We start from the raw sequence: 25,552 nt of genomic DNA on the forward strand, positions 1-25,552 counted from the left end.
CCGGAGAGTGCCGGTTCGAACACATACGGCGGCGCGGAGGTGAACGAATCGTCAGGGGAGGGCCGCACCGTCAGGGGAGGGGGCGGCGCTCCCTGAACAGCGGTTCGAGGAGATCGCCGTGCTCGTCCACCCTGGCCAGCGCCTCGTCGGGGGCGAACGCCAGATCGGCGGGCGCGCGGCAGCGGCCGACCTCGTCCCAGGTGACGGGGGTGGAGACCGACGGGCTCGCGGCGGCGCGCAGCGAGTACGGGGCGACGGTGGTCTTGGCCGGGTTGTTCTGGCTCCAGTCGACGAGGACCTTCCCCGTGCGGAGCCGCCGCTCCATCTTGCTGACGACCAGGCCGCCGTGGTCGGTGGCGAGCCGCTCGGCGGCCTCCTTGGCGTACTCGGAGGTCCGGTCGGTCTCCTCGACCGGCACGTAGAGGTGCAGGCCCTTCTTGCCGCTGGTCTTCGGGTACGACTCCAGCCCGTCGGCGGCGAGCAGGTCCCGGAGCAGCCGGGCGACCTCGCAGGCGTCCACGACCGTCGCGGGGGCGCCCGGGTCCAGGTCGAACACCATCAGGTCGGGACTGCGCAGGCCGCCGCGCGGCCCCACCCGCCACTGCGGGACGTGCAGTTCGAGCGCGGCGAGGTTGGCGCACCACACCAGCGTCGGCAGGTCGGCGATCACGACGAAGTCGAGCGTGTCGCGGCCCCGCGAGCTGCCCGGCGTCGGGATCGTCGCCGTGCGCACCCAGTCCGGCGTGTGGGACGGCGCGTTCTTCTCGAAGAACGACCCGCCGTCGACGCCGTCCGGGTAGCGGATGCGGGTCGCCGGACGGTCCGCGAGGTGCGGCAGCAGCACCGGCGCGATCCGGGCGTAGTAGTCGATGACCTCGCCCTTGGTGAAGTCGGGGTAGAGGCTCTTGCCGAGGTTGGACAGGGTCAGCTCCCGCCCGTCCACCTCGACGCCGACCTTCTCAGAACTCACCGGCCACCTCGTGCGGATCCTTGTCGTCGCGCAGCCCGCGCCACGACGGGTGGCGCAGCCTGCCGTCCCTCGTCCGGGCGCTGTAGGCCACGTCCCCGACCAGGCGCGGTTCAACCCACTGGGCGTCGCGGGCGACCTCGCGCGGCACCTCCTCGTCGAACGGGCTGGACGGCCGGCGCAGCGGCCACAGCGCCTCGTACAGCTCGTCCAGCGCCCGATCGCTGAAGCCGGTGCCGACGTGCCCGACGAAGCACAGCCGGCCCTTGCCGTCGTACTCGCCGAGCAGCACCGAGCCGAAGCCGCCCTCGCGCCGCCCCTTGCCGGGCTTCCAGCCGCACACGATCGCCTCCCGGGTGAGGAAGTTCTTGACCTTCCGCCAGAAGTCGACCCGGCGGCCCGGCCGGTACGGGGAGTCCAGGCGCTTGGCCATCAGCCCCTCGAGATGCTGCTCCTGGGTGAACTCCAGCAGCTCGGCGACCTGGGCGGCGTCGCCGCCGTGCAGGTACGGGGGCACCTCGACGGAACCCGCGCCGGCCAGGTCCAGCTCCGACAGCAGCGCGCGGCGGTCGGCGTACGGCACGTCGTAGAGCTGCCTGCCGTCCAGGAACAGCAGGTCGAACACCACGTACCGGACCGGGACCTCGCGGATCAGCCGGGTGTCCGGGCGGGCCACGTGCATCCGGCGCTGGAGCCGCTCGAAGCTCGGCCGCCCGTCGTCGAACGCGACCACCTCGCCGTCCAGCGTCGCGTCGTGGTGGGGGAGCAGGTCGGAGAGGCCGGACAGCTCGGGGTAGCGGCCGGCGACCTCGCCGGCCCGCCGCCCGCCCGCCCGCACGCCGTCGGCCGAGACGTGGGCGAGGACGCGGACGCCGTCCCACTTGACCTCCAGACCCCAGCGGCCGGTGTCGCCCGGAAGGTCCCCGGTCGCGGCCATCATCGGCTCGACCGGCCACGGCATGGTCATAGTCGGGTCCTACCCGATGGCCGTTCCCAAGAAAAGGATCAACGGATCGTTGTGGCATAAATCGAACGGGATTGCGACGCTAAGGGCAGGAGCACGCTGGGTAAGGAGAGATCATGCGCAGTATCTGGAAGGGCGCCATCTCGTTCGGCCTGGTGACCATCCCGGTGAAGGTCTACTCGGCGACCGAGCAGCGGGACGTGTCCTTCCACCAGGTGCACCGCCAGGACGGCGGGCGGATCAAGTACAAGCGGGTGTGCACGGTCGACGGCGAGGAGGTCACCTACTCCGACATCGCCAAGGGCTACGAGCTGCCCGGCGGCGAGATGGTCGTGCTCACCGACGAGGACTTCGCCGACCTGCCGCTGTCGTCCAGCCGCCGCATCGACGTGCTCCAGTTCGTCGACCGCGCCGAGGTCGACCCGATCTACTTCGCCAAGTCCTACTACCTGGAGCCGGACCAGCAGGGCGCCAAGCCGTACGTGCTGCTGCGCGACGCGCTGGAGGGCTCCGGGCAGGTCGCCATCGTCAAGATCGCGCTGCGCCAGCGCGAGTCGCTGGCGACGCTGCGGGTCCGCGAGGGCGTCTTCGTCCTGGAGACGATGCTGTGGCCGGACGAGGTCCGCGCGCCCGAGTTCCCGTTCCTGGAGGAGGACATCGAGGTCCGCAAGCAGGAGCTGACGATGGCGTCCTCACTGATCGAGAGCATGGAGGGCGACTTCGACCCGGGCGAGTACAAGGACGCCTACCGCGAGGCGCTCCAGGCGGTCATCGACGCCAAGGTCGAGGGCCGGGAGGTCACCCGGCCCGAGGCCGAGGCCGCCGAGGAACCCGCCGCCGACCTGCTCAGCGCGCTGCGCGCCAGCGTCGAGGCGGCCAAGAAGGGCCGCGGCGGCGGCGCCGAGAAGCCCGCCGCCCGCTCGTCGTCGTCCTCGTCGCGGAAGCCGTCGGGGAAGGCCGCGTCCGGGAAGGCCGCGTCCGGGAAGGCGCCGTCGAGCAAGAGCGGTGCGAAGAAGACCGAGTCCAAGCCCCGCGGACGCAAGTCCGCCTGACCCTCCGCACGGGCACGCGGGCGGACGCGGATCAGTCGGGCGGCGCCAGCGTTGGGCGCTTCGCGGTGACGGTGTCGCCGGACGACCGGCCGCGCACCCGCCGTGCCACCCAGGGGGCGAGGTGGGCGCGGGCCCAGCGCAGATCGAACAGCATGCGGGCGCCGCGGCCGAGCTCGGGCAGCGGCTCCAGCCCGGGTTCGCGCCAGTCGCCGGCGTCCGCGACGCCGAGCGACTCCAGCGTGGCGAGCGCGACGCGACGGTGCCCGTCCGGCGACATGTGCAGCCGGTCGACGCCCCACATCCGCCAGTCGCGCAGGACGTCCATCGACCACTGGTCGACCACGTGCGCGCCGCGCCGGACCGCGATGGCGCGGAGCTGCTCGTTGTAGACCGCGACCCGTCCCCGGGTGCGGCGGATCACCGCCGAGCCGACCGGGTCGACCCCGGTGAACAGCACCACGTCGGCGCCGGCGGCGCGCAGCCCGGCCACGGCGGCGTCCATCCGCCCGGCCAGGTCGTCGACGTCGGTCCCGGGACGGAGCAGGTCGTTCCCGCCGCCCGACACCGACACCAGGTCGGGCTTCAGATCCAGCGCCGCCGGGAGCTGCTCTTGCAGGACCTGGTCGAGCAGCCGCCCGCGGACGGCGAGGTTGGCGTAGGCGAAGCCGTCGGTGCGCGCGGCGAGTTCCGCGGCGACGCGGTCGGCCCAGCCGCGCCAGCCGCCGCCGGGCCGGGGGTCGCCGAGCCCCTCGGTGAAGGAGTCGCCGATCGCCGCATATCGCTTCCATGCCATGCGAGCATGCTATTTGACCTGCCCGAAGGCCGCTCAGCCCGGTGCTCTGGACGCACTGCCCTGGACGCGGTGCCTGGACACGGCGGATGGGAATGCGGCGCCCTGAAGGAACGCGTGGTGCCCTGAAGGGAACGCGGTGCCCGGCCGGGCGCTCAGCGGTCGGAGCCGGAGGTCCCGAGGACCCGCCCGAGGAGGGCGGCGGCGCGGGCCGGGTCGGTGCACGGCGCGATCCGCTCGCCCCAGCCGTAAAAGTACGACCAGGTGTGGTCGGCCCGTTCCTGCGCGGCGATGACGTTCTCGTTCAGCGCCCGCATCTCGGGGTTGGCCACCAGCGCGGACGGCCAGCGGTCGGCCGGCGCGGCCACCTCGACCGTCCAGCCGCGGGAGCGCAGTTCGTCGGTCAGGCGCTCCAGATACCCGAGCGAAGTCTCGGCATCAGTGGTCACCTGCGTGGACATCGTGCCTCCAGAAAAGCGTGCAAAGAATCGAGAGAATGCCGCCGGGGCGTGAACTCACGTCGCGCGGGTGTTCGCGTGACGGTGTGACCCGGGAGCGCGCTCAGTCTCTCCCTGCGTGGGGGAGATCACAAGCGCTTTGCGTTTACTCGGCGTTCACATGCGCTTTTCGCCTAGGAGCGCCGACTCTGAGACCACCCTACGTCACTCTATGTATCCGCTATATCACACTCCGAAACCATGGGGACGCGCGGCCCCGCCCCTCCCAGACCGGTGGACGCCCCCGCGGAGCGGCGGACGCCCCGGACGGCCGGACGCCCCGGGCCGCGGGTGCGGCCCGGGGCGTCCGGGATGTTCGGAGTGTTCAGCGCGTCAGTAGGACGGCAGGCTCGGGTCGATCTGGTTGACCCACGCCAGCACGCCGCCGCCGACGTGCACGGCGTCGCCGAACCCGGCGCCCTTCACCACGGCCAGCGCCTCGGCGCTGCGCACGCCCGACTTGCAGTGCAGGACGATCTTCTTGTCCTGCGGCAGCCGGGGGAGGGCCGAGCCGTTGAGGAACTCGCCCTTGGGGATCAGCGTGGCGCCCGGGATCGAGACGATCTCGTACTCGTTGGGCTCGCGCACGTCCACCAGGAAGATGCCGTCGCCGCGGTCCTGCATCGCCTTGAGGTCGACCACCGAGATGGTGGAGTCCTTGGCGGCCTCGGTGGCCTCCTCCGACACCGCGCCGCAGAACGCCTCGTAGTCCTCCAGCAGCTCGGTCTGCGTCGGGTTCTTGCCGCACAGCGGGCACTCGGGGTCCTTGCGGACCTTGACCTGCCGGTAGGTCATCTCCAGCGCGTCGTAGATCATCAGCCGGCCGACCAGCGGCTCGCCGATGCCGGCCAGCAGCTTGATCGCCTCGTTCACCTGGATCGAGCCGATCGAGGCGCACAGCACGCCGAGCACCCCGCCCTCGGCGCACGAGGGGACCATGCCGGGGGGCGGCGGCTCGGGGTAGAGGCAGCGGTAGCAGGGGCCGTGCTCGGCCCAGAACACCGACGCCTGCCCGTCGAAGCGGTAGATCGAGCCCCACACGTACGGCTTGCCGAGCAGCACCGCCGCGTCGTTGACCATGTACCGGGTGGCGAAGTTGTCGGTGCCGTCGACGATGAGGTCGTAGCCGCCGAAGATGTCCATGATGTTGTCGCGGTCGAGCGCGGTGTTGTGCACCACCACCTCGATCAGCGGGTTGATCTCGCGGACCGCGTCCGCCGCCGACTCGGCCTTGGGCTTGCCGAGCGAGGACTGGCGGTGGATGACCTGGCGCTGGAGGTTGGACTCGTCGACGATGTCGAAGTCGATGACCCCGAGCGTGCCGACGCCCGCCGCGGCCAGGTACATCAGCGCGGGCGAGCCGAGCCCGCCGGCGCCCACGACCAGGACCCTGGCGTTCTTGAGACGCTTCTGCCCGGCCATGCCCACATCGGGGATGATCAAATGCCGCGAGTAACGATTGACCTCGTCACGGGTGAGCTCCGCTGCGGGCTCGACCAGAGGTGGCAACGACACGGTGAGTGCTCCTGTGCTGACGCTCGGCTGGTTCGGGGGGGCGGACGCCATCGTCCCTTCACCGCACAACCTTGCCATGCCCCCCGGAATTCCCCGAACCCCGGACCGTCGAACGCCCACGTCAGCCCCTACGTCCGCAGGAATGGAAGACCGAGACGCGGATCCACGAGGAGGCCGGGCGGATGCGGAACGGCTTCCGCCCGTAGCGCCGAGCGCCCCGGTCCCTGGCCGGTGTCTTACCGGCGGGCAGGGCGGAATGTGGTGAACCACAGCTAATCTTGACGGTTGTGGCGTTCCAGCCCCCCTCACAACAGCCGCCCTCACCGGGACCGCCCGCCGGTCCATCGGGCCCGCCGCCTGGCAAGCCGACCGGTCCACCGGACCCGTCGGCCGTTCAACCAAGCCCCCTACCTGGGCGAACAGGCCCACAAGGCTGGCCGCCAGAGCAGCAGGGCCGGCCGCCGGAGCAGCGAGGGTGGCCACCGGAGCAGCAGAGCCGTCCTCCGGGACATTCCGGCTGGTCGCCGGAGCAGCAGGGGTGGCGGCCGGAGTCGCAGCAGTGGCGGCCGGGCCCGCCGCCCGGTCACCCGGGCGCGCCGATGGCGGGCGGCCCGGACGCCGCGTCCGGGCGGGTCACGGTGCTGGGGCTGCGCAGCCGCCAGTGGATGGTCGTCGCGCTCGTGCTCGGCTGCTGCTACCTGCTGCTGAGCGCCGTCTCGCTCATCGGGGCGTGGGCGAGCCTGCACCGCGAGCCGACCAACGCCGAGCTGCAACGCGCCGCGAACGCCGAGGTGGCGCGGCGCTGGCAGGCGTGGCCCGCCGACCGGATCTTCCCCGACAGGCTCTCCTACAAGCCGGAGGACGGGGACGGGGAGTTCGCCACCCGCACCGGGATCGCCGCCTCCACCACCTGCGAGGACGCCGTCGACGCCGAGCTCGCCGCGACGCTGCGCAAGCACGGCTGCCGCGCCGTGCTGCGCGCCACCTACACCGACCACCTCGAGGGGGTCGTGGTCACGGTGGGCGTGGTGGCCTTCCCCGATCCGTGGCGCGCCGACCGCGCCTACCAGGAGACTCCCGGCGCGCGGGAGCCCGAGCAATCCGGCGGAGTGCGGCCCGCGCTGCGCGCCGCCGCCTTCCCCGGCACCGCGTCCGGCCGGTTCGCCGACGCCGCCCGGCAGGCCCGCACCGCCGACCGCGGCGGCCCGTACGTGCTGCTGACCACTTCAGGCCAGGCCGACGGGCGTCCGGCCGCCGCGATCAAGAAGGACCGGCCCGCCGACCCGTTCACCCTCGCGCCGCAGATCGCGCACACGATCGCGCGGTCCCTGTCGATGCGGTCCCTGCCCGACTGCTCCAGCCGCGAGTGGCGGTGCTGACCCCGATGCGCGACGCACCGCTCAGGCGTGATGCCCTCTCCGGGCGCACCCGTGCCGCCGCTGTCCGACCCCGTGGTGCCGGCGTGGGGCGCCGGGTCGGGGCGGCCAGGGCTCTCCTCGCGCTGGCCGTCGCGGCGGGCCTGCCGCTCGCGACCGCCGCGCCGGCGCGGGCCGACGAGGTCCGGGACCGGCAGAGCGCCATGCTGCGGACGCTCGGGATGGAGACCGCGTGGCAGACGACCAAGGGCTCCGGGGTGACGGTGGCGGTGGTCGACTCCGGCGTCGACCCCCGCCAGGCCGACCTCCGGGGATCGGTCATCAGCGGACCCAACATGCTGGCCGAGGTCGACGGCGCCACCAAGCCCGCCCGGCTGCACGGCACCAACATGGCCTCGCTCATCGCCGGGCACGGGCACGGGCCGGGCGGCGGTGACGGGATCATCGGGATGGCCCCGCAGGCCCGCATCCTGGCCGTCCGCGCGATCGGCGAGCGCGAGGACGCGAGCTACGGGGCCTACCGCTCGTCCGACAAGGCCGAGGGCGCGGTGGCGCGCGGGATCCGCTACGCCGCCGACCACGGCGCCGACGTCATCAACCTCTCCCTCGGCAAGTACGAGGAGGAGCCCGCCGAACGGGCCGCGATCGGGTACGCCATCGGCAAGGGCGTCGTGGTGGTCTCGGCGGTCGGCAACGACGGGGACCGCGGGCGCCGGCTCGACTCCGACGGGTTCGCGCCCTACTCCTACCCGGCCGCCTACCCCGGCGTGATCGCGGTGGCGGCCACCGAGCCGGGGCACCGCCGCGCGATGTTCTCCAACCGCAACTACTCGGTGCTGCTGTCCGCGCCGGGCGCCGGGCTGCCCGCGGGCGGCCCCGACGGCAAGTACTACATGAGCGACGGCACCAGCGACTCCAGCGCGCTGGTCTCGGGGATCGCCGCGCTGATCCGGGCCCGGCACCCCAAGCTGCCGCCCGCCCTCGTCGCCCAGGCGCTCATCGCCGGCACCCGGTACGGGCCCGCCGGGACCTACGACCCCGAGGTCGGGTTCGGCGAGGTCAACGCGCCGCGCGCGCTCGCCGCGGCGGACGGGCTGACCTCGTCCGGGACGGCCGGGGGCGGCAAGCCCGCCGCGCAGCGGTTCGGATCCGCCCCGGGCCCGGTCGACGTGATCGACCGTCCGGTGTGGGTGCGCCCGCTGATCGCGGTGGTGCTGGTGCTCGGCATCGGCGGCGCCGCGGCGGCGGTCACGATCGCGGTCGTCTTCGCCCGCCGCCCCCCCCGCCCCACCGCCCGCGTCCCTTAACCGTGTCCCCGGGCCGCGCCCCCGGGCCGCGTCCCCGGCCGTCCCCTGACCAACCTCCCGGGCCGCGTCCGGTGTCTTGATCGTCTGTCGGCTACGCTCCGCCCCGTGTCGCGCGCCGAGATCTCAGCCCCGGACGCCGGTCGGGAGCCGCTCGGGGAACGGGCCGGGGGACGCCGGGTGCCCCTCGCGCTGGTGGCCGCCGCCGGATGCGCGACGGTGCTCAGCGTCGCCGGGGTGCGGTTGGCCGCCGAGCTGACCCGTGACCCGAGCCGTCCGGAACGGGCCGCCGCGGTGTCCGCGGAGGTGGCCCGCCGCTATCAGGCGTGGCCCTCCGGGCGCGTCTTCCCCGCGGAGATCCCCTACACCCTCGACCAGGGGTCCGCCGAGACCGCGCGCCGCGTCGGGATCGACTCCGACACCCGGTGCGGCACGGCCGTCGACCAGCGGCTCGGCGCGTCCCTCGACGTCCGCGGCTGCCGTGCGGTGCTCCGCGCCACCTACCTCGACCAGCCGCAGGGGCTCGCGGTGACGGTCGCCGTGGTGGTCCTCCCGGACGAGGCGGCGGCGCGCGCGGTCGTCCCCTGGTTCCCGAGGGGATCGCCGCGTCCCGGGCTGCGCGCGGTCCCCTTCCCGGGCTCGGTGACGGCCCGCTTCGGCGACGCGGCCCGGCAGTCCGCCGCCGTGGCGCAGCACGGCCCGTACGTGGTCGCCGCGACGGTCGGCTACGCGGACGGACGCCCCGCCCTGCGCGCCGGGCAGCAGCAGCCGGACCTGCCCGCCCTCGGCCCGCAACTCGTCGAGGGCGTCCTGCGCCCGCTCACCGCCGCCGCGCCGGTCCGCTGCGACACCCCGGACTGGTCGTGCTGACCATGCGCGGGCTGATGGCCGCCCTCGGCGCCGTCCTGTTCGCGGTCCCCGCCGTGTTCGGACCGTCCGCCCGGCCCGCCCGCGCCGATCAGGTGCGGGACGCGATGACGCCCGTCCTGGAGTCGCTGAACGTGCCCCGCGCGTGGGACCTCGCCGAGGGACGCGGCGTGACCGTCGCCGTGCTGGACTCGGGCGTCGACCCGGCGCAGGCCGACCTGGCGGGCTCGGTCACGTCCGGCCCCGACTACACCGAGGGCGCCAACCCGCCGGGGGTCGCGCCCAAGCGGCTGCACGGCACCAACATGGCCTCGATCATCGCCGGGCACGGCCACGGCCCCGGCGGCACCGCCGGGATGCTCGGCGTCGCGCCCGAGGCCCGGCTGCTGTCGCTGCGGGTGATCCTGGAGCGGGACGAGCCCGGGTTCGCGGCGTTCACCGAGGACGAGCGCTACGAGGGCACCATCGCCCAGGGCATCCGCTACGCGGTCGACCACGGCGCCGACGTCGTCAACCTGTCGCTCGGCCGCTCGTACCCGACCCGCCGCGAACGCGAGGCGGTCGCCGACGCGATCCGCCGCAACGTGGTGGTGGTCGCCGCGGCGGGCAACGGCGGCGCCGACCGCCCGGCGCGGCGCGGCGGGCACACCGAGTACTCCTATCCGGCCTCGTTCCCCGGTGTGATCTCCGTCGCGGCGGTCGACTCGGCCGGACGGCACGCGGGCTTCTCCAACCGGAACTCCGCCGTGGTGGTGTCGGCGCCCGGCGTGCAGATCATCGGCGCCGGGCCGGGGTCGCGGTACTGGATCGGCGACGGGACCAGTCCCGCGACGGCGTTCGTGTCCGGCATCGCCGCGCTGGTCCGGTCCCGCCACCCGGGGCTGGCGCCCGCGCTGGTCGCCCAGGCCATCGTGGGCGGGGCCCGGGGCCGTCCGGCCCGCGGCTACGACCTCGGCGTCGGCTTCGGCCGCGCCGACGCGCTCGCCGCGCTCACCGAGTCCGACCGCCTCGCGGGGGTCCGCACCGCCGGGGCCGGGCTGCCCGCCGCGCGGCGGTTCGGGACGGACGCGGTCCGTCCCGTGCAGGTCGTGCACCGGGCCGGCGGGCCCATCGTCGCGTACGCCGCGACCTGCGTCCTGTCGGGTATCGGCCTGGTCGCCGCTATCGCCCACCTGTTCCGCCGCCGCCCGTCCATCGACGAGTGACCGTGCAGCGGCAGCGGCAGCGGCGGCACCTGTGAAGCGCGAGAATTCTCGGATGCAGTCCGAACCTGACGAATACGCCGAGGCGGTCCTGGACGCCGTCGAGCGGATACCGCCCGGCTGCGTGCTGGCCTACGGTGACATCGCCGAGCTGGTCGGGACCGGCGGGCCCCGCCAGGTGGGACGGGTGATGTCCCTCTATGGCGGCGGGGTGCCGTGGTGGCGGGTGGTGCGCGCCGACGGGAGCCCGGCCTCGGGGCACGAGGTCCGCGCGCACGAGGAGTACCGCGCGGAGGGAACGCCGCTGCGCCCGGACGGCCGCCGCGTCGACATCCGGCGGGCGCGCTGGGACGGCCCGACCTGAGAGCTGGGGCGGGCCGCCTGACCTGAGCGCTGAAACCGCACCTCAGCAAGGGGTTCGGGGACGTGCGGTACCGGCGGTGACGGTGTGGTCACGGGGGTTTCGTCCGCGACATGCGTGCGATGTGGTCAGACCAGCTCCGATGATCTGCTGGAATCGACTGTTGTGCCGCAAGCCTCCTATCGCCTCGTGCGCCGCGCGGGTCCCGCGCGGGCCGTCCCGCCGGTGCTCGACGAGCAGCAGCGACGGGTCGTCGAGCATGCCGGCGGGCCGATGCTGGTGCTGGCCGGTCCCGGCACCGGCAAGACCACCACGATCGTCGAGGCGGTCGTCGACCGGATCGAGAACCGGGGCGTCGACCCCGAGCGGGTGCTGGTCCTCACCTTCAGCCGCAAGGCCGCGGGCGAGCTCCGCGAGCGCATCACCGGACGGCTGCGCCGCACCACCCGCACGCCGCTGGCGCTGACGTTCCACGGGTACGCCTACGCGCTGCTCAGACGCGACGCGGTGCTGAACGAGGAGCAGGCGCCGCGGCTGCTGTCGGGGCCCGAGCAGCTCCTGGAGGTGCGGCGGCTGCTGGAGGGCGAGCTGGCCGACGGCGCCCGCGACTGGCCCGAGCGGCTGCGGGCCGCGCTGGCGACCCGCGGGTTCGCCGAGGAGCTGCGCGACTTCGCGCTGCGCGCCGCCGAACGCGGGTACGTGCCCGAGGACCTGTTCGGCCTCGGCCGGACGCGGGGCCGCGACGACTGGCCCGCGATCGGCACGTTCATGGACCGGTACGCCGACCGGTTCTCGCTCGACCCCGTCCCGACCTACGACTACGCCGAGCTGATCCACATGGCCGCGGGGACGCTCACCGACGAGGCCGCGCGGGTCCGCGAGCGCGACGCCTACGACGCGGTGTTCGTGGACGAGTACCAGGACACCGACCCGGCCCAGGAGGAGCTGCTGCGGCGGCTGGCGGGGGAGGGCCGCGACCTGGTCGTGGTCGGCGACCCGGACCAGTCGATCTACGGGTTCCGGGGCGCCGACGTGCGCGGCATCCTCGGGTTCCCCGAGCGGTTCCCGACCCTGCGCGGCGATCCGGCGCCGGTGGTGGCGCTGCGCACCTGCCGCCGGATGGGCCCGGAGATCCTCGCCGCGTCCCGCCGCATCGCGCGCCGCCTCCCGGCGGGCCCGCTCGCCGCCGAGCACCGCGCGCTCGGCCACCCGGAGGGGGTCGAGGAGGGCGAGGTCAGGGCCGTCATCGCCGACTCCGAGAGTCAGGAGTCCGCGCTCGTCGCCGACGAGCTGCGCCGCGCGCACCTGCTCGACGGCGTGCCGTGGTCGCGGATGGCGGTGCTGGTGCGCAGCGCGGTCCGGCAGGTGCCGGTGCTGCGCCGCGCGCTCGCGCAGGCCGGCGTCCCGGTCGTCGTCGCGGGCGACGAGGTGCCGCTGATCGCCGAACCGGCCGTCCGGCCGATCCTGGTGCTGCTGCGCGCCGCGCTGAAGAAGGGCCACCTGGACGAGGTCGTCGCCGAGGACCTGCTCACCGGCCCGCTCGGCGGCGCCGACGCGCTGGCGATGCGGCGCCTCAAACGGGCCCTGCGCGACCTGGAGGACCTGTCCGGCGGGCACCGGCAGCTCGACGAGCTGATGGTCGCCGCGATCGACGACCCGCGCGAGCTCGCGCTCGTCCACGAGAAGGTGCGCGCCCCCGCCGAACGGGTCGGGCACCTGATCGAGGTCGCCCGGGACGCGGCCGGGAAGGGCACCGCCGAGGACGTCCTGTGGGCGGTGTGGCAGGAGAGCGGCCAGGCCGACGCGCTGCTGGAGCAGAGCGTCAAGGGCGGCACCCGGGGCGCGGCGGCCGACCGCGACCTCGACGCGGTCGTCGCGCTGTTCGACCACGCCGCGCGGTTCGTCGACCGGCTGCCGCAGGCCGGGCCCGAGCTGTTCGTCGACAACATCGCGTCCCAGGAGATCGCCGGCGACACCCTCGCCGAGCAGGCCCCGCAGGGCGAGGCGGTGCGGATCCTGACCGCGCACCGCGCCAAGGGCCTGGAGTGGGACGTGGTCGTCGTCGCGGGCGTCCAGGAGGGCGTCTGGCCGGACGTGCGGCTGCGCGGCTCGCTGCTCGGCGTCGAGGAGCTGATCGAGCACGCGGCGGGCAACGAGACCGGCGGGGAGGCCGCCGCGGGCGCGTCGATGGCCGCCAAGATGATGGACGAGGAGCGGCGGCTGTTCTACGTCGCCGTCACCCGCGCGCGCCGCCGCCTGGTGGTCACCGCGGTGGGCGGCGCCGACAGCGAGGAGCGCCCCTCCCGGTTCCTCAACGAGCTGGTGCCCGGCGCGATCGAGGAGTCCCAGCTCGACGAGAAGACCCGCTGGCTGTCGCTGCCCGCGCTGGTCGCCGACCTGCGCTCGGCGGTCGCCGACCCGTCCCGCCCCGAGCCGCTGCGCCGCGCCGCCGCCGGGCACCTGGCCCGCCTCGCGCGCGCGGGGGTGCGCGGCGCCCGTCCGGAGAACTGGTACGCCATCACCGCGCTGTCCGACCCCGGCCCGGCGTTCGCCGAGGACGAGCCGATCACCATCTCCCCGTCCCAGGTCGAGGCGTTCACCACCTGCGGGCTGCGCTGGCTGCTGGCCTCCGCCGTCGGCGCGCAGGAGGGCGGCCCGAACGAGTACAGCACCATGGGCAAGGTCATCCACGCGGTCGCCGAGATGGCGGGCGCCGACGACGGCGTCGGCGAGGTGCACGTCGCCGAGCGGCTCGACGAGATCTGGAACGACCTGGAGTTCCGCAGCGCCTGGTACTCGGAGAAGCAGCGCGAGCAGGCCGCCGCGATGGTCGACAAGTTCCTCGGCTGGCACCGCGACAACCCCAACGAGGTCGTCGCGCTGGAGGAGTCGTTCAAGGTCGACCTCGGCCGGGTCGTCATCAAGGGCCGCATCGACCGCGCCGAACGCGACGAGCAGGGCCGCGCGGTCATCATCGACATCAAGACCTCCACCACCGCGGTTCCGAAGGACGACCTGGCCCGCCACCCGCAGCTCGGCGTCTACCAGTACGCGGTGATGCTCGGCGCGTTCGAGCGGCACGGCCTGATCGAGCCGGGCGGCGCCAAGCTGATCCAGGTCGGCAAGGCGGCGTTCACCGCGCGCGCCCGCGAGCAGGAGCAGCCGCCCCCCGGGCAGGACGACGATCCCGAGTGGCCGCGGAAACTGGTGGAGATCGTCGCGACCGGGATGGCCGGCGAGGTCTTCCAGGCGCGGGCCAACGACAAGTGTCGGACCTGCCCCGTACGCTCGTGCTGCCCGGTGCACGACGAGGGCGGCCAGGTCGGTGACTGACCCGAGCGGCCGGGCGTCCGGGCGGGCCGGGCCGGTCCACCCGGTCGCCGCGAGGTCGCGCGGCGGGCCCGCCATCGAATCCAGCCGGGCCGCCCCCGTGACCGCTCCGGGGCCGCCCGCGAACGAGCACGGGGGAACGGGGTGATCAGTCCCGCGGAACTGGCCAGGCTGCTGGAGATCCCCGAGCCGACCCTGGAGCAGGCGCGGGTGATCGAGGCGCCGCTGGCGCCGCTGGCGGTGATCGCGGGCGCCGGGTCGGGCAAGAGCGAGACGATGGCGGCCCGGGTGGTGTGGCTGGTCGCCAACGGGTTCGTCCGGCCCGAGCGGGTCCTCGGCCTGACCTTCACCCGCAAGGCCGCGGCCGAGCTGGGCGCGCGGGTGCGCAAGCGCCTCGACGCGCTGCGCGAGGTGCTGCCCGCGGACGAGCTCGAACGGCTCGGCGGCGAGTCGCTGTTCGACGGCGAGCCGATGGTGTCGACCTACCACTCCTACGCGTCCCGGCTGTTCGGCGACCACGCGCTGCGCGAGGCGCTGGAGCCGACGATGCGGCTGATCTCCCCGGCGGTCGCGTGGCAGATCTGCTCGCGGGTCGTCGACGCCTACGCCGGGCCGATGGACCGTGTCGACTGGGCGCCCGACACTGTCACCAAGGCGGTGATGGAGCTCGCCGGCGACCTGTCCGAGCACCTGCGCACCGCGGGCGACGTCCGCCGGGTCGGGACGTGGCTGGACGAGCGGTTCGCCGCGGTCGGGAAGCCGCTCAAGGCGCAGCGCGACATCCTCGCCAAGCATGCCGTCCGCGAGCAGCTCATGCCGCTGATCGAGGCGTACCACCGCGCCAAGGCCGGACGGGAGGTCGTCGACCACGGCGACCAGATGGCGCTGGCCGCGCGGATCGCCTACAAGCATCCCGAGGTCGGGATGATCGAGCGGTCCCGGTTCTCGGTGGTGCTGCTCGACGAGTACCAGGACACCAGCCAGGCGCAGCTCGTGCTGCTGCGCTCGCTGTTCGCGGGCGGGCACCCGGTGACGGCCGTCGGCGACCCGTGCCAGTCGATCTACGGCTGGCGCGGCGCGAGCGCGGGCAACCTGCTCCGCTTCGCCCACGATTTCCCCGCGCAGGCCCCGATCGAGGGACGGCGCGCGGTTCCGGCGGCGGTGACGCAGCTCAGCCGCAGCTTCCGCAACGGTGAGCGGATCCTGGACGCGGCGGCCCGGGTGCAGGAGGAGCTGCGCGCCGACACCAAGGCGGTGCCGCGCCTGGTGCCCGGCGCGGGCCGCGAGGCGCGGGGCCGCGTCGAGTGCGCGCTGTTCGCCACGATCGAGGACGAGGCCGACCGGATCGCCGCCCGCGTCGCCGCCGTCATGGCCGGCGACCCGCAGGCCGCGCCCGACGGCGGGACGTGGGAGGGCGACCCGCTCCGCTACTCCGACATCGCCGTGCTGGCCCGCAAGCGGTCGCAGTTCCCGCTGATCCGCCGCGCCCTGGAGAGCCGCGGCGTCCCGGTCGAGGTGGTCGGCCTGGGCGGGCTCCTCACCGTCCCCGAGGTCCAGGACGTGGTGGCCACGCTGCGCGTCATGCACGACCCGACCGCCGGCGCGTCCCTCGCCCGGCTCCTCACCGGCCCCCGCTGGCGCCTCGGCCCCCGCGACCTGGTGGCCCTCGGCCGCCGCGCCCGGGCCCTCGCCCAGGAGTCCGCCCGCGACGTCACCCCGCCAGAACCCCCAGAGCTCCCAGAGCCCCCCAGCGCCGCGTCCCTGTCGGATTCCGCGGCCCTGCCGGATCCCTCGGACCACTCGGATCCCGCGGCCCCGGACCCCGGCGTGCGACCCGGCGGCGGCGACACCGCTGCGGCGGGTGGTGAGGATCCGCTGCGGCAGCTCGTCAGCGAGCTGAACCAGGAGACCGGGAGCCTCGTCGACGCGCTCGACGACCTCGGCGAGCCCGCGGCGTACTCGCCGGAGGGGCACGGCCGGCTCCGCCGGCTCCGCGACGAGCTGCGCACCCTGCGCGGGCAGGTCGGGCTGCCGCTGCCCGACCTGGTCAACGAGGTGGAGCGGGCGCTCGGGCTCGACATCGAGGTCGCGGCCAGGTCCGGGCTCGACCCGGTCACCGCGCGCGCCGACCTGGACGCGTTCATCGGCGCCGCCGCCACGTTCGCCGGCGACGCCGAGGACCCGACGCTCGGCGCGTTCCTCGCCTACCTCAAGGCGGCCGAGACCGAGGAGTTCGGGCTGGAGGCCGGACGGGTCGGCGAGACCGACAGCGTCAAGCTGCTCACCGTGCACGCCTCCAAGGGCCTGGAATGGCCGGTCGTGATCGTCCCGGGCCTGTCGTTCACCGCGCAGAAGAACGGCAACCCGGCCAAGGGCTCGATCTTCCCCTCGCCGCCGCAGAACGCGACCCGCTGGACGGCCAACCCGCGCGTCCTGCCGTTCCCGCTGCGCGGCGACCGCGCCGATCTACCCGAGCTGCCCGGCCTGGACAAGGACGACCTCGCCGCGTTCGACCGGGCGTGCGGCGAACGCGACCTGCGCGAGGAGCGGCGGCTCGCCTACGTGGCGGTGACCCGCGCGTCCAGCCTGCTGATCGTGACCGGCTACTGGTGGGGCGCGTCCGGCCGGCCGCTCGGCCCGTCCCCGTTTTTGGAGGAGGTCCGCGACGTCTGCCTCGCCGGGGCGGGGACGGTCGCGGCCTGGGCCGACCCGCCCGAGGACGGCGCCGCCAACCCGCTGCTCGCGGACGCGGACGAGGCGCAGTGGCCCGCCGGGCCGGGTGAGCGCGGCCGGTCCGACGCCTCGGCGCGGGAACGCTACGAGGCGGTCGTCGACGCCGCCCGCATGGTCGAGGACGCGATGCGGGGCCGCGCCCGCCACTGGGCCGGCGACGACGGCCTCGCGGACGCCGACCGGGGCCGCATGTCGGCGTGGGCGCGCGACGTCGAGCTGCTGCTGGCCGAACGCGACCGCGGTCGGGGCGGCGACGGGCTGCTCGTCGAGCTGCCCGCGCACCTGTCGGTGTCGTCGCTGGTCTCCCTGGCCCGTGACCCGGCCGCGCTGGCCCGGCAGATCCGCCGCCCGATGCCGCGTCCGCCCGCCCCCTACGCCCGCCGCGGCACCGCGTTCCACGCCTGGCTGGAGGGCCGCTGGGGGCAGCAGCGGCTGCTCGACCCGGGCGAGCTGCCCGGCGCCGCCGACGAGGGCGCCGCCGACGACTCCCATCTGGCCCGGCTCCGCGAGCGGTTCGAGGCGTCAGAATGGGCCGCGCGCGAGCCGCTCGACATCGAGGTCCCGTTCGAGACCGTGATCGGCGACCGGCTGATCCGGGGCCGGATGGACGCGGTGTTCACGGGCCGAGACGGCGGCTATGAGGTGGTCGACTGGAAGACCGGCGCCCCGCCGTCCGGCGCCGAGGCCGGGTACACGTCGGTGCAGCTCGCGGCCTACCGGCTGGCCTGGGCCGAGCTCGCGGACGTCCCCGTCGAGCGGGTCAGCGCCGCGTTCCACTACGTCGGCGCGAACGTCACCGTCCGGCCCGCCGACCTGCTCGACGCCGCCGGGCTGACCGCCCTCCTGGAGAGCGTTCCCGCCGCCTGAGACTTTTCACGGACGGTGCTTTCGGGGATGATCCGGGGCAAACATCACGAGGAGGCCACGTGACGGTGACGCATGACGAGATGGTCGTACGCGAGTTCTCCAAGCAGGCGGCCACGATCGGGGACCCGGCGCTGAACGTCGCCTTCACCCGTCACCTGGACCGGCTCGTCCGGTTCATGGAGCCCGAGCTGGACCTGGAGGACGTCGTCCTGGAGGTGGCCGCGGGCACCGGGCTGGTGTCCCGCGCGATCGCCCGCCGGGTGCGGCACGCGACGGCGCTCGACCTCACGCCCGCGATGCTCGCCGAAGGCAAGCGCGCCGCGGACGCCGAGGGCGTCACCAACCTGACCTTCACCCGCGGGGACGCGGTCGACCTGCCCCACCTCGACCGCTCGTTCACCCTCGTGGTCACCCGCTTCTCGCTGCACCAGGTGGCCGACCCCGCCGCGGTGGTGCGCGAGGCCGCCCGCGTCAGCCGTCCGGGCGCGGCCCTGGTCATCGCCGACCTGGTCCGTCCCCCCGGCCTGGACGGCGACGCCGACCGGATCGAACGCCTCCGCGACCCCTCGCACGGCACCACCCTCACCGAGGAGCGGATCGCCGAGCTGGTCACCGCCGCCGGCGCCGAGGTCAAGCGGACCGAGCGCTTCGAGCACGTCCGGCCGCTGGAACCGTGGCTGGCCATGTCGCGGACCCCGGACGAGCCCGCCGCCCAGATCCGCAAGGAACTGGAGGACGAGCTCGCCGGCACCGGAGCCCCCACCGGCATGCGCCCCGTCCGGGTGGACGGCGAGGTGTGCTTCACCCACTCCAACCTCTTCCTTCAGGCGACGGTGGGGTAGGGGGCGGGTTAGGGGGATTGGGTTAGGGGATTGGGTTAGGGGGCGGATTAGGCGTTCGCGGTGGTTTTCTGAGCTGGGAACTCGTGCAAACGTTCGACGTGGCTCGCTCGTGTGTTCTATGTTGTCGAACATGGGTTCTAGCAGCGTGGATTCCCCCGTGCGCGTCGACCGCCAGCCGGCCGCGCTCGCGATGCGCATCGGGGTGGTGGCGGCCGAGGCGGCACTCGCCACCTTCGCCCGCAACCTCGATCTCGACGACCTCGAGGACGGCGCCGTCGATTTCCAGGGCGCGATCGGGCCCGCCGAATGGCCGGTGTTCTCCCTGGTGATCGACACACTCGCCGAGGCCGACCAGGGCGACGGCCGCACGCTCGACGAGCGCCGCGCCGACGCCCTCAACGACCTGGCCCGCATCTGCATGGCCGCCAAACAGCGCGTCGCCTGACCTGTCTCCGCACGGCCCGAGCACCCCCCTGCACAGCTTGACCTCACCCCTGCACGGCCTGACCTCGCCTCCGCACGGCTTGACCCCACCGTCACGCGGCCTGAGCATCTTCGCGCGGCGACGCGTGCGAGCGGCCCCGGCTTTCCATCCCGCCCTGGGGCGGCGCCGGGTCAGCCCCGCAGCGCCCGCGCTTTGACCTTGCCGGTGCTGGTCCGGGGCAGCTCGTCGACGAAGTGGACGTCCCTGGGGACCTTGTAGCGGGCCAGGTGCGCCTTCACGTAGGCGCGGACATCGTCCTCGTCCACGCTCGCCCCCTCGGCCCGCACCACGTACGCCGCGAGCCGCCGGCCAAACCTCTCGTCGTCGACGCCGATGACCGAGGTCTCGGCGATCCCGGGGTGCCCGCCGAGGAGGTCCTCGACCTCGCCGGGGAACACGTTCTCGCCACCGGACACGATCATGTCGTCGACACGGCCGTCGACGAACAGCCGTCCCGCGTCATCGAAGTGCCCGAGGTCGCCGGTGTCGGTCAGGCCGTCCCGCACCCGCTTGCCGCCGCCCCCGGTGTACCCGGCGAACCGGAGTCCGCCGCCGGTGTGGATCTCGCCCACGTCCCCAGGCGGCGCCTCCCGCCCGTCCTCGTCCAGGATCCGGACGGTGAGGCGGTACGAGGGCCGGCCGACGGTTCCGGGCGCCGCCCGCAGATCCTCGGGCGTCGCGATGGTCGCCCAGCCGGTCTCGGTGGCCCCGTACACGTTGTGCAGCACGTCCCCGAACGCGTCCATGAACGCCTCCGACACGTGCGGATGCAGCGCCGACCCGCCGCACACGACCACCCGCAGCGACACGGTGGCGGTCGTGGTCACGGTGCCCGCGTCCAGCAGCCGCTGGAGCATCATCGGGACCGCGATCAGCGTCTCCGCCTTGTGCTCCTCGATCGCCCGCAGCGTCGCGGCCGGGTCGAAGCGCCGCGAGAGCACCACCGGCATCCCCATCCCCAGCCCGACCGACAGGTACCCGAACCCCAGCACGTGGAACAGCGGCGGCGCGATCACGATCGGCGCGCCCGACCGCACCGGCACCCGCATCAGATGGCTCAGCGCGGCGGGCAGCACCGAGCCGATCGAGATGTCGTGCCGCGCGCCCTTGGGCGTCCCGGTCGTGCCCGAGGTCATCACGACGACCCTGCTGACCCGTCCGGGCATCACCGGCTCGGCCGTGGTCGCCTCGGCCAGCTCGTCGAGCGTCTCGTACGTTCCGCCGCCCGACCAGGCGTGCACCCGCCGCCCGCCGAACGAGGCGCCGTCCACGACCGGGTCGAACTCCTCGTCGTGGACCAGCAGGCCCACCCCCTCGCGCTCGATGACCTGCCCGAGCTGCGTGGCGGAGAAGTCGGTGTTGAGCAGCACCACGTCGTTCCCGAGCCGGGACGCGGCGAGGACGGTCTCGACGAACCCGCGATGGTTACGGCACAGCACGCCGACCCGCTCGTCCTCGCCGAGCCGTTCCCGCAACGCCGTGGCCAGCGCGGAAGCCCGCCCCTCCAGCTCCGCGTGCGTCAACGCGCCGCGCTCATCGATCAGCGCCGTCCGGTCGGGGAACCGAAGCGCCGACATCGCACCCACCGTCGCGGGCACCGGCCCGAACCGCACGTACGGGAACAGCAGCCGCGCCGCCCGGTCCGGACGGACGGGATGCAGGACCCCCACGTCGCGCACCGCGCGCCCGGCCCGCACTCCCAGACCCGCCAGCGAACGCACCCGGTCGAGCAGCAGCATGGGACCTCTCTCCTCATCCGACCTCACGGCCGGACGTCGTTCGTCGTTCGTCGTTCGTCGTTCGTCCAGGGGGTGAGCCAGGCACATACCCGGCGGTAAGTCAGATATGTAGCGGGGAGCGGCGTCTCGCGTAGCAGCGGACCTCGGGACGGCATCCTGAGGCCCATCATCGATGCCCGTAGTCGTCCACGCTCGCAAGCCGGCGTGTTGGAGTGTTCGGTTGATCGTGTTCGGCAGGTTCATTTCGATGCGTGCGTTTCGGTTGTTGCTATGCCGGGGTTTCTTTCTTTCGAGCTGGGAAGGCTCGGCGGGTGCCCTGCTGAGGTTTCCCCAGCGGGTCGGTGATGGCGTGCACGTGGTGGTCCGTCGAGGTCACTTCGGTTGAGGTCGCCGGCGGAGAGAGGTGTGTTTCTTGGCCTTGATGAAATCTACGCTCCTCGGCGCACGCGCGCTTCGCGCGCGGAAAAGCGAAAAGCAGAAGAACGGAAAAGCGTCAGCGAGGACGGGTGCGGCCTGGGGTCGGCGCGTGCGCTGGGGGCGTGCCGTCGGTGCGGGTGCGCGCGAAGCGCGCGCTCCAAGCCCTGGCCCCGCGCCGACCTTCAACCAGACCACTCATCCCCGCCTGTGACCTCGGCCAACGTGCCGCCCGCCGACCGGCAACCTGTGCGTTCGCGCCTGCCCGCAGAGGACACCGCAACCGCCCACCCGCCCTGGCCACCCCTATCCGATAAAGCCGCCCTCGGCCCGCAAGAAGCGTTGGACGGCCGCCTGGATCCAGGGGAGATGGCGCTGAGGTGAGGAAGATTTAGAATGCAATTCTGTCCAAAATGTCACTTGAAAGGATCTCGGTGCTGATAATAGGGTGAAGAAAGACGTTTGATGGAAGGGGGGTGAATTCCTGATGGGAATGCCCGTGCAGCTCGCCGAGTTCGTTGAGGCGCAGAGTGAATGGGATGGTCGGGGCTGGTTCCCTCCTGGGCCGCAGTTGGCGGTGTGCCTGTCGGGCGACCGGGATCGGCTGGGTGGCCTGTCCGATCCTGAGCTTCTCGAGGTGGCGGCGGCGGCGCGTCGGCAGACCGCTTGGGCGCAGGCACGTGAACTGGCCGCGATCGCCGAGCTCGCCCACCGCCGCGAGCGGGCCGAACGTGACGGTGATCCCGATTACCGGGTGCTGTCCGCGTTCGAGTCGACGACTGAGGAGGTCGCCGCCGCGTTGACCGTCACCGGGAACGCCGCCGCGACGCTGATGCACCTCTCCGGGAGGCTGAGCACCGACCTCCCCGGAACACGGCGAGCGTTGGAGACGGGCCGCATCGACCTGTCGAAGGCGCGGGTGATCTGCGACCTGACCGACCGGATGCCCGACGGCGTCGCCGGACGTGTCGAACAGGCCGTTCTGGACGGCGCGTCCGACCAGACCACCGGACAGCTCCGCCGCAAGGTGAACAGGATCGTGGAGCGCCTCGCGCCCGCGGCCGTCGAAGACCGGCGAGCGTCGACGGTGAAGAACCGGCGGCTCGAGGTGTGGGAGACGCCGTCGGGAACGTCCAATCTGGCGTTGCTGGACCTGGCGGCCACAGACGCCCACGCGATCTACAACAAGATCAGCGCAGCCGCCCACGGGCTCAAGGGCGACGGTGACAGCCGTCCGCTCAACCAGATCCGCGCCGACCTGGCCAAAGAGCTCCTCCACGGCGCGCCGCTCCCTGACGCCGTCCGCACCCTGCTCGCTCAAGCCGGACAGCCCGCCGATGGGGGAGAGACCTGCGACGCCCCCACTCGGCGGATGCCCTCGAATCACCGAAGTGAAGGTGCCGCTCAGCCTGACCTCGGTGCTCCCGCCGCCCCTGCCGGGGTGCCGGCGCTGGTCGGGGATGGCGACGGGCTTCGCGGCGAGGCGGGCGTCATCGAGGCACTCGCCGCCCTCATCGACGGGCGGCTCACCGCTGTCGCCGAGCGGGCGCGGCGCGCTGGACGACTCGATGCGCTTCCGCTTCACACCGCCCGCGCGTTGGATGAGATGACCGGCCGGATCGCCGAGCTGCGCGACGCCGTGTGTCCTGGCAGCGGGCCTGACCGCCATGGGCATCCCGGGCACCGTCCGCCGGCCGCCGTGCGCCGCGAGGTCGAGGCGCGGCACGCCACGTGCGTGTTCCCTACCTGCAACAACCCGTCCGGACGCTGCGATCTTGACCACACGGTGCCGTGGCGGCCGGGCGTCACGTGCGCGTGCAATCTCGCCCTGCTTTGCCGCCGCCATCACCGGACCAAACAGACGCCGGGGTGGAGGCTCACCCAGCCGTGGCCCGGACTCCTCGTCTGGCTCACTCCGTCCGGCCGGTGGCACATCACCCTGCCCGACCGGCGATGACCGGGCGCCCAGCCTGACCCGGCGGACGGACCCCGCTGCTACGCCGGCGTGTTACCAGCCTGCTCGCGCAGCGCCAGCCACTCCTGGAGCTCGATCAGATTCCCTTCCGGGTCCTCCAGGTAGGCGACCCTCATCCGATCGCCCATCGGGCCCGGGGCCCGGGTGAACGCCGCCCCCCGTGAGGTGAGCTCGGCGTGGGCGGCGTCCAGGTCGTCCACCCGCAGTACCACCAGAACGCGGTACCCCTCCGGTTCCGCCGCCAGCTTCCCCAGCACCTCGGCCATCTGCGCCCGGTCCTGGAGCGCGATCGCGGCGTGTCCGGTGTCGGGGCTGAGCTTGGCGTACGGGCCGCTCTCGGCCTCGAACTGCGGCTTGAGCCCGAGCACGTCCCGGTAGAAGCGGTAGACCGCGGGGAAGTCGGACACCATCAGGCGTATCTGAGCGAGTTCCATACCGATCTTTCTAGCCCGGCTCCGACTCCCGATGCTGGCAGCCGCCCCACCCCGCTCTCCCGCACCGCACCGCGAACGCGGGCCGGGGGATCGGCGAAGCAGGGGTGACCATCCACGCGGAAGGCATGACATGAACCGAGAAGCATGGACATGGCGACGGTGACGCCGGCGCGGGACCCGCGCACGGCGGCCGGACGCGGTGAGGGGGACGGCGCGATCATCGCGCGGTCCCAGCAGGAGCCGGAATGCTTCGCCGAGGTCTTCGACCGGCACTATGACGCCGTCCACGGGTACGCGGCCCGGCGGCTCGGCGCGAGCCTCGCCGACGACGTCGCGGCCGAGACGTTCCTCATCGCCTTCGGGCGGAGGGGGAGCTACGACGTCACGCGCGGCAACGCGCGCCCCTGGCTGTACGGGATCGCCTCGAACCTCATCTCCCGGCACCACCGCTCCGAGGTGCGCCAGTACCGGGCGCTCGCCCGCACCGGCGTGCCCGCCGTCGCCGAGGGGCACGCCGACCTGGTCGCCGGACGGCTCGACGCGCGGGCGACACGTGGTGCGCTGGCGGCGGCGCTCGGCTCGCTGTCGTCCGGCGACCGGGACGTCCTGCTGCTGGTGGCCTGGGCGCAGCTCAGTCTCCAGGGGGCCGCGGAGGCGCTCGGGATACCGGACGGGACGGCGCGGTCACGACTGCACCGGGCCCGCAAGAAGATCCGCGCCGCGCTGGGCGAGACCGACCCGCTCAGAGAGGACCTGAACTGATGAACGACCTCGAGATTCTGCACGACACCTGGGCCGAGCCCGCGGCACCGTCCGGCACGGCGCGTGCCTCGGCCCGCGCCGCGCTGCTGGAACGCGCCGCGCTGTCGGGCGCCCCCGCCGAGGGCGGGAAGGCCCGGCCGGCGCGGCGGTTCCGGCTGCGGCGCCCGGCGGTCCGGCTGGCGGCGGTCGGCGTCCTGGCCGCCGCGGTCGCGGTGGGCGTCACCGTCGTCCAGACGGGAGGGACGGACGGGCACGGCCGGCCTCGCCCGGTGCTCCCCGGCATTCCCGCGGGGCCGGTGGCCAACGCGTCGGTGGCGCTCGAACGGGCCGCGCTGGCGGCGGAGCAGCGCCCGTTCACCCCGCCCCGGCCTGATCAGTGGGTGTACCTGGAGTCCCGGGTGCGGGAGGGAAGCACCCCGAACGGAGCGGTCTCCAAGGACGCGTCCAAGAGCGTGGTGACACGCACCTGGAAGCGCGCGGACGGCAAGCTGGCCGCACACCTGGAGCACGGCAAGGTGGTGACCATCGGGACGGGCCCCCAGACGACCCCGCCGTCCGACTACGCCTCGCTGGTGGCGCTGCCGACCGATCCGGGCGCGCTGCTGCGCCGGCTCTACACCGACATGGGCGGGCTCGGCAGCACGGCGGAGGGCCGCTACGCGACCGCGTACGCCATGCTCAGTGCGGTGCTCAGGGAGACTCCGCTGCCACCGAAGACGGAGGCGGCGGTGTTCCGCGCGATCAAGGTGATCCCGGGTGTGACGCTCGCCGCCGGGCGGGCGGACGCGGCGGGCCGTCCCGCGATCGGACTCGGCCGTTCGCAGGAGGGCTGGCTGCACAAGGAGCTGCTGATCAACCCGAAGACCTACGAGTACCTGGGTGAGCGCGCGGTCGTCGTCAAGGACCACGAGAGCCGCGGCAACGACGGTGAAGTCGCGCTCAAGAAGGGCGACCTCCTGAACCTGACCGTCCGTCTCAAGGCGGGCATCGTCGACAGCCCCGGACAGAAGCCCTAGGAAGCATCGACGACGGCGGCGGCCGGGGCCGGCCCCGGCCGCCGCCGTCGCCCGAACCCAC

General features: G+C 73.7%; 20 protein-coding genes. 13 read left to right on the forward strand and 7 right to left on the reverse strand.

Going from position 1 to position 25,552, the window contains the following annotated elements; translation table 11 throughout:
• Positions 1-70: 70 nt before the first annotated feature.
• Together ligD (OHA34_RS30795) and ligD (OHA34_RS30800) are read right to left on the reverse strand one after the other, a co-directional pair.
• Positions 71-970: a non-homologous end-joining DNA ligase gene (gene ligD / locus OHA34_RS30795; protein ID WP_329519668.1), complete on the reverse strand. Its 900-nt coding sequence runs from the start codon at positions 968-970 to the stop codon at positions 71-73.
• Positions 960-1,934, reverse strand: a complete 975-nt coding sequence (ligD, locus tag OHA34_RS30800; RefSeq protein WP_329519669.1) for a non-homologous end-joining DNA ligase — start codon at positions 1,932-1,934, stop codon at positions 960-962. Before ligD (OHA34_RS30800) ends, ligD (OHA34_RS30795) begins: the two co-directional genes overlap by 11 nt.
• A gap of 113 nt (positions 1,935-2,047) precedes the next feature.
• Here ligD (OHA34_RS30800) and ku point away from each other — a divergent pair, with 113 nt between their 5' ends.
• On the forward strand, positions 2,048-2,983 hold the full coding sequence (gene ku / locus OHA34_RS30805) for a non-homologous end joining protein Ku (RefSeq protein WP_285937853.1): 936 nt from the start codon (positions 2,048-2,050) through the stop codon (positions 2,981-2,983).
• A gap of 31 nt (positions 2,984-3,014) precedes the next feature.
• On the opposite strand, the gene OHA34_RS30810 is transcribed toward ku, so the two are convergent.
• The 3 genes from OHA34_RS30810 to moeZ all read right to left on the reverse strand — a co-directional run bounded on the left by OHA34_RS30810 (position 3,015) and on the right by moeZ (position 5,785).
• A complete protein-coding gene (locus tag OHA34_RS30810) occupies positions 3,015-3,776 on the reverse strand; it encodes an SGNH/GDSL hydrolase family protein (RefSeq protein WP_285937852.1) in 762 nt (253 codons plus the stop codon).
• 152 nt (positions 3,777-3,928) lie between these two features.
• Positions 3,929-4,234: a hypothetical protein gene (locus OHA34_RS30815; RefSeq protein WP_285937851.1), complete on the reverse strand. Its 306-nt coding sequence runs from the start codon at positions 4,232-4,234 to the stop codon at positions 3,929-3,931.
• A gap of 369 nt (positions 4,235-4,603) precedes the next feature.
• Positions 4,604-5,785, reverse strand: coding sequence for an adenylyltransferase/sulfurtransferase MoeZ (moeZ, locus tag OHA34_RS30820; RefSeq protein ID WP_285937850.1), 1,182 nt, complete (start codon positions 5,783-5,785; stop codon positions 4,604-4,606).
• Between the two features lie 599 nt (positions 5,786-6,384).
• Here moeZ and OHA34_RS30825 point away from each other — a divergent pair.
• From OHA34_RS30825 to OHA34_RS30865, 9 genes are all read left to right on the forward strand, one after another.
• A complete protein-coding gene (locus OHA34_RS30825; RefSeq protein WP_329519670.1) occupies positions 6,385-7,164 on the forward strand; it encodes a hypothetical protein in 780 nt (259 codons plus the stop codon).
• Between the two features lie 83 nt (positions 7,165-7,247).
• Complete coding sequence (locus tag OHA34_RS30830; RefSeq protein ID WP_329519671.1) at positions 7,248-8,468, forward strand: S8 family serine peptidase; 1,221 nt, start codon at positions 7,248-7,250, stop codon at positions 8,466-8,468.
• Positions 8,469-8,573: 105 nt separating this feature from the next.
• Positions 8,574-9,335, forward strand: a complete 762-nt coding sequence (locus OHA34_RS30835) for a hypothetical protein (protein WP_329519672.1) — start codon at positions 8,574-8,576, stop codon at positions 9,333-9,335.
• 2 nt (positions 9,336-9,337) lie between these two features.
• On the forward strand, positions 9,338-10,537 hold the full coding sequence (locus tag OHA34_RS30840) for a S8 family serine peptidase (RefSeq protein WP_329522466.1): 1,200 nt from the start codon (positions 9,338-9,340) through the stop codon (positions 10,535-10,537).
• Between the two features lie 52 nt (positions 10,538-10,589).
• Positions 10,590-10,898: an MGMT family protein gene (locus tag OHA34_RS30845; RefSeq protein WP_329519673.1), complete on the forward strand. Its 309-nt coding sequence runs from the start codon at positions 10,590-10,592 to the stop codon at positions 10,896-10,898.
• A gap of 186 nt (positions 10,899-11,084) precedes the next feature.
• The gene (locus tag OHA34_RS30850) at positions 11,085-14,228 is read left to right on the forward strand and encodes an ATP-dependent helicase (RefSeq protein ID WP_329519674.1); all 3,144 of its coding nucleotides are present in this window, start codon (positions 11,085-11,087) and stop codon (positions 14,226-14,228) included.
• A gap of 141 nt (positions 14,229-14,369) precedes the next feature.
• Complete coding sequence (locus tag OHA34_RS30855; protein WP_329519675.1) at positions 14,370-17,825, forward strand: ATP-dependent helicase; 3,456 nt, start codon at positions 14,370-14,372, stop codon at positions 17,823-17,825.
• A gap of 59 nt (positions 17,826-17,884) precedes the next feature.
• Entirely contained in the window at positions 17,885-18,667 is a 783-nt protein-coding gene (locus OHA34_RS30860) for a class I SAM-dependent methyltransferase (RefSeq protein WP_285937842.1), read from the forward strand.
• Positions 18,668-18,824: 157 nt separating this feature from the next.
• On the forward strand, positions 18,825-19,112 hold the full coding sequence (locus tag OHA34_RS30865) for a hypothetical protein (RefSeq protein WP_285937841.1): 288 nt from the start codon (positions 18,825-18,827) through the stop codon (positions 19,110-19,112).
• A gap of 170 nt (positions 19,113-19,282) precedes the next feature.
• On the opposite strand, the gene OHA34_RS30870 is transcribed toward OHA34_RS30865, so the two are convergent.
• The gene (locus OHA34_RS30870; protein ID WP_329519676.1) at positions 19,283-20,890 is read right to left on the reverse strand and encodes an AMP-binding protein; all 1,608 of its coding nucleotides are present in this window, start codon (positions 20,888-20,890) and stop codon (positions 19,283-19,285) included.
• Positions 20,891-21,791: 901 nt separating this feature from the next.
• On the opposite strand from OHA34_RS30870, the gene OHA34_RS30875 reads away from it, so the two are divergent.
• Positions 21,792-23,261 (forward strand): HNH endonuclease signature motif containing protein, encoded by a 1,470-nt coding sequence (locus OHA34_RS30875; RefSeq protein ID WP_329519677.1) that lies wholly within the window; start codon positions 21,792-21,794, stop codon positions 23,259-23,261.
• A 38-nt stretch (positions 23,262-23,299) separates the two neighbouring features.
• Here OHA34_RS30875 and OHA34_RS30880 read toward each other — a convergent pair whose 3' ends face one another.
• Positions 23,300-23,713 (reverse strand): VOC family protein, encoded by a 414-nt coding sequence (locus OHA34_RS30880; protein WP_329519678.1) that lies wholly within the window; start codon positions 23,711-23,713, stop codon positions 23,300-23,302.
• 150 nt (positions 23,714-23,863) lie between these two features.
• On the opposite strand from OHA34_RS30880, the gene OHA34_RS30885 reads away from it, so the two are divergent.
• On the forward strand, positions 23,864-24,475 hold the full coding sequence (locus OHA34_RS30885) for an RNA polymerase sigma factor (RefSeq protein WP_329519679.1): 612 nt from the start codon (positions 23,864-23,866) through the stop codon (positions 24,473-24,475).
• Positions 24,475-25,491: a CU044_5270 family protein gene (locus OHA34_RS30890; protein WP_329519680.1), complete on the forward strand. Its 1,017-nt coding sequence runs from the start codon at positions 24,475-24,477 to the stop codon at positions 25,489-25,491. The genes OHA34_RS30885 and OHA34_RS30890 overlap by 1 nt, the downstream gene beginning before the upstream one ends.
• Positions 25,492-25,552: the final 61 nt, after the last annotated feature.

This window comes from Spirillospora sp. NBC_01491 (assembly GCF_036227065.1).
Lineage (GTDB): Bacteria > Actinomycetota > Actinomycetes > Streptosporangiales > Streptosporangiaceae > Spirillospora > Spirillospora xylanilytica.

Excerpts from the sequence above, each read along its gene's own strand:
- ligD (WP_329519669.1), bottom strand. The coding sequence starts at position 1,934 with ATGACCATGCCGTGGCCGGTCGAGCCGATGATGGCCGCGACCGGGGAC.
- OHA34_RS30840 (WP_329522466.1), top strand. The coding sequence starts at position 9,338 with ATGCGCGGGCTGATGGCCGCCCTCGGCGCCGTCCTGTTCGCGGTCCCC.
- OHA34_RS30870 (WP_329519676.1), bottom strand. The coding sequence starts at position 20,890 with ATGCTGCTGCTCGACCGGGTGCGTTCGCTGGCGGGTCTGGGAGTGCGG.
- OHA34_RS30890 (WP_329519680.1), top strand. The coding sequence starts at position 24,475 with ATGAACGACCTCGAGATTCTGCACGACACCTGGGCCGAGCCCGCGGCA.
- OHA34_RS30815 (WP_285937851.1), bottom strand. The coding sequence starts at position 4,234 with ATGTCCACGCAGGTGACCACTGATGCCGAGACTTCGCTCGGGTATCTG.
- OHA34_RS30875 (WP_329519677.1), top strand. The coding sequence starts at position 21,792 with ATGGGAATGCCCGTGCAGCTCGCCGAGTTCGTTGAGGCGCAGAGTGAA.
- ku (WP_285937853.1), top strand. The coding sequence starts at position 2,048 with ATGCGCAGTATCTGGAAGGGCGCCATCTCGTTCGGCCTGGTGACCATC.
- OHA34_RS30845 (WP_329519673.1), top strand. The coding sequence starts at position 10,590 with ATGCAGTCCGAACCTGACGAATACGCCGAGGCGGTCCTGGACGCCGTC.
- OHA34_RS30880 (WP_329519678.1), bottom strand. The coding sequence starts at position 23,713 with ATGGAACTCGCTCAGATACGCCTGATGGTGTCCGACTTCCCCGCGGTC.
- OHA34_RS30810 (WP_285937852.1), bottom strand. The coding sequence starts at position 3,776 with ATGGCATGGAAGCGATATGCGGCGATCGGCGACTCCTTCACCGAGGGG.
- OHA34_RS30825 (WP_329519670.1), top strand. The coding sequence starts at position 6,385 with ATGGCGGGCGGCCCGGACGCCGCGTCCGGGCGGGTCACGGTGCTGGGG.
- OHA34_RS30885 (WP_329519679.1), top strand. The coding sequence starts at position 23,864 with ATGGCGACGGTGACGCCGGCGCGGGACCCGCGCACGGCGGCCGGACGC.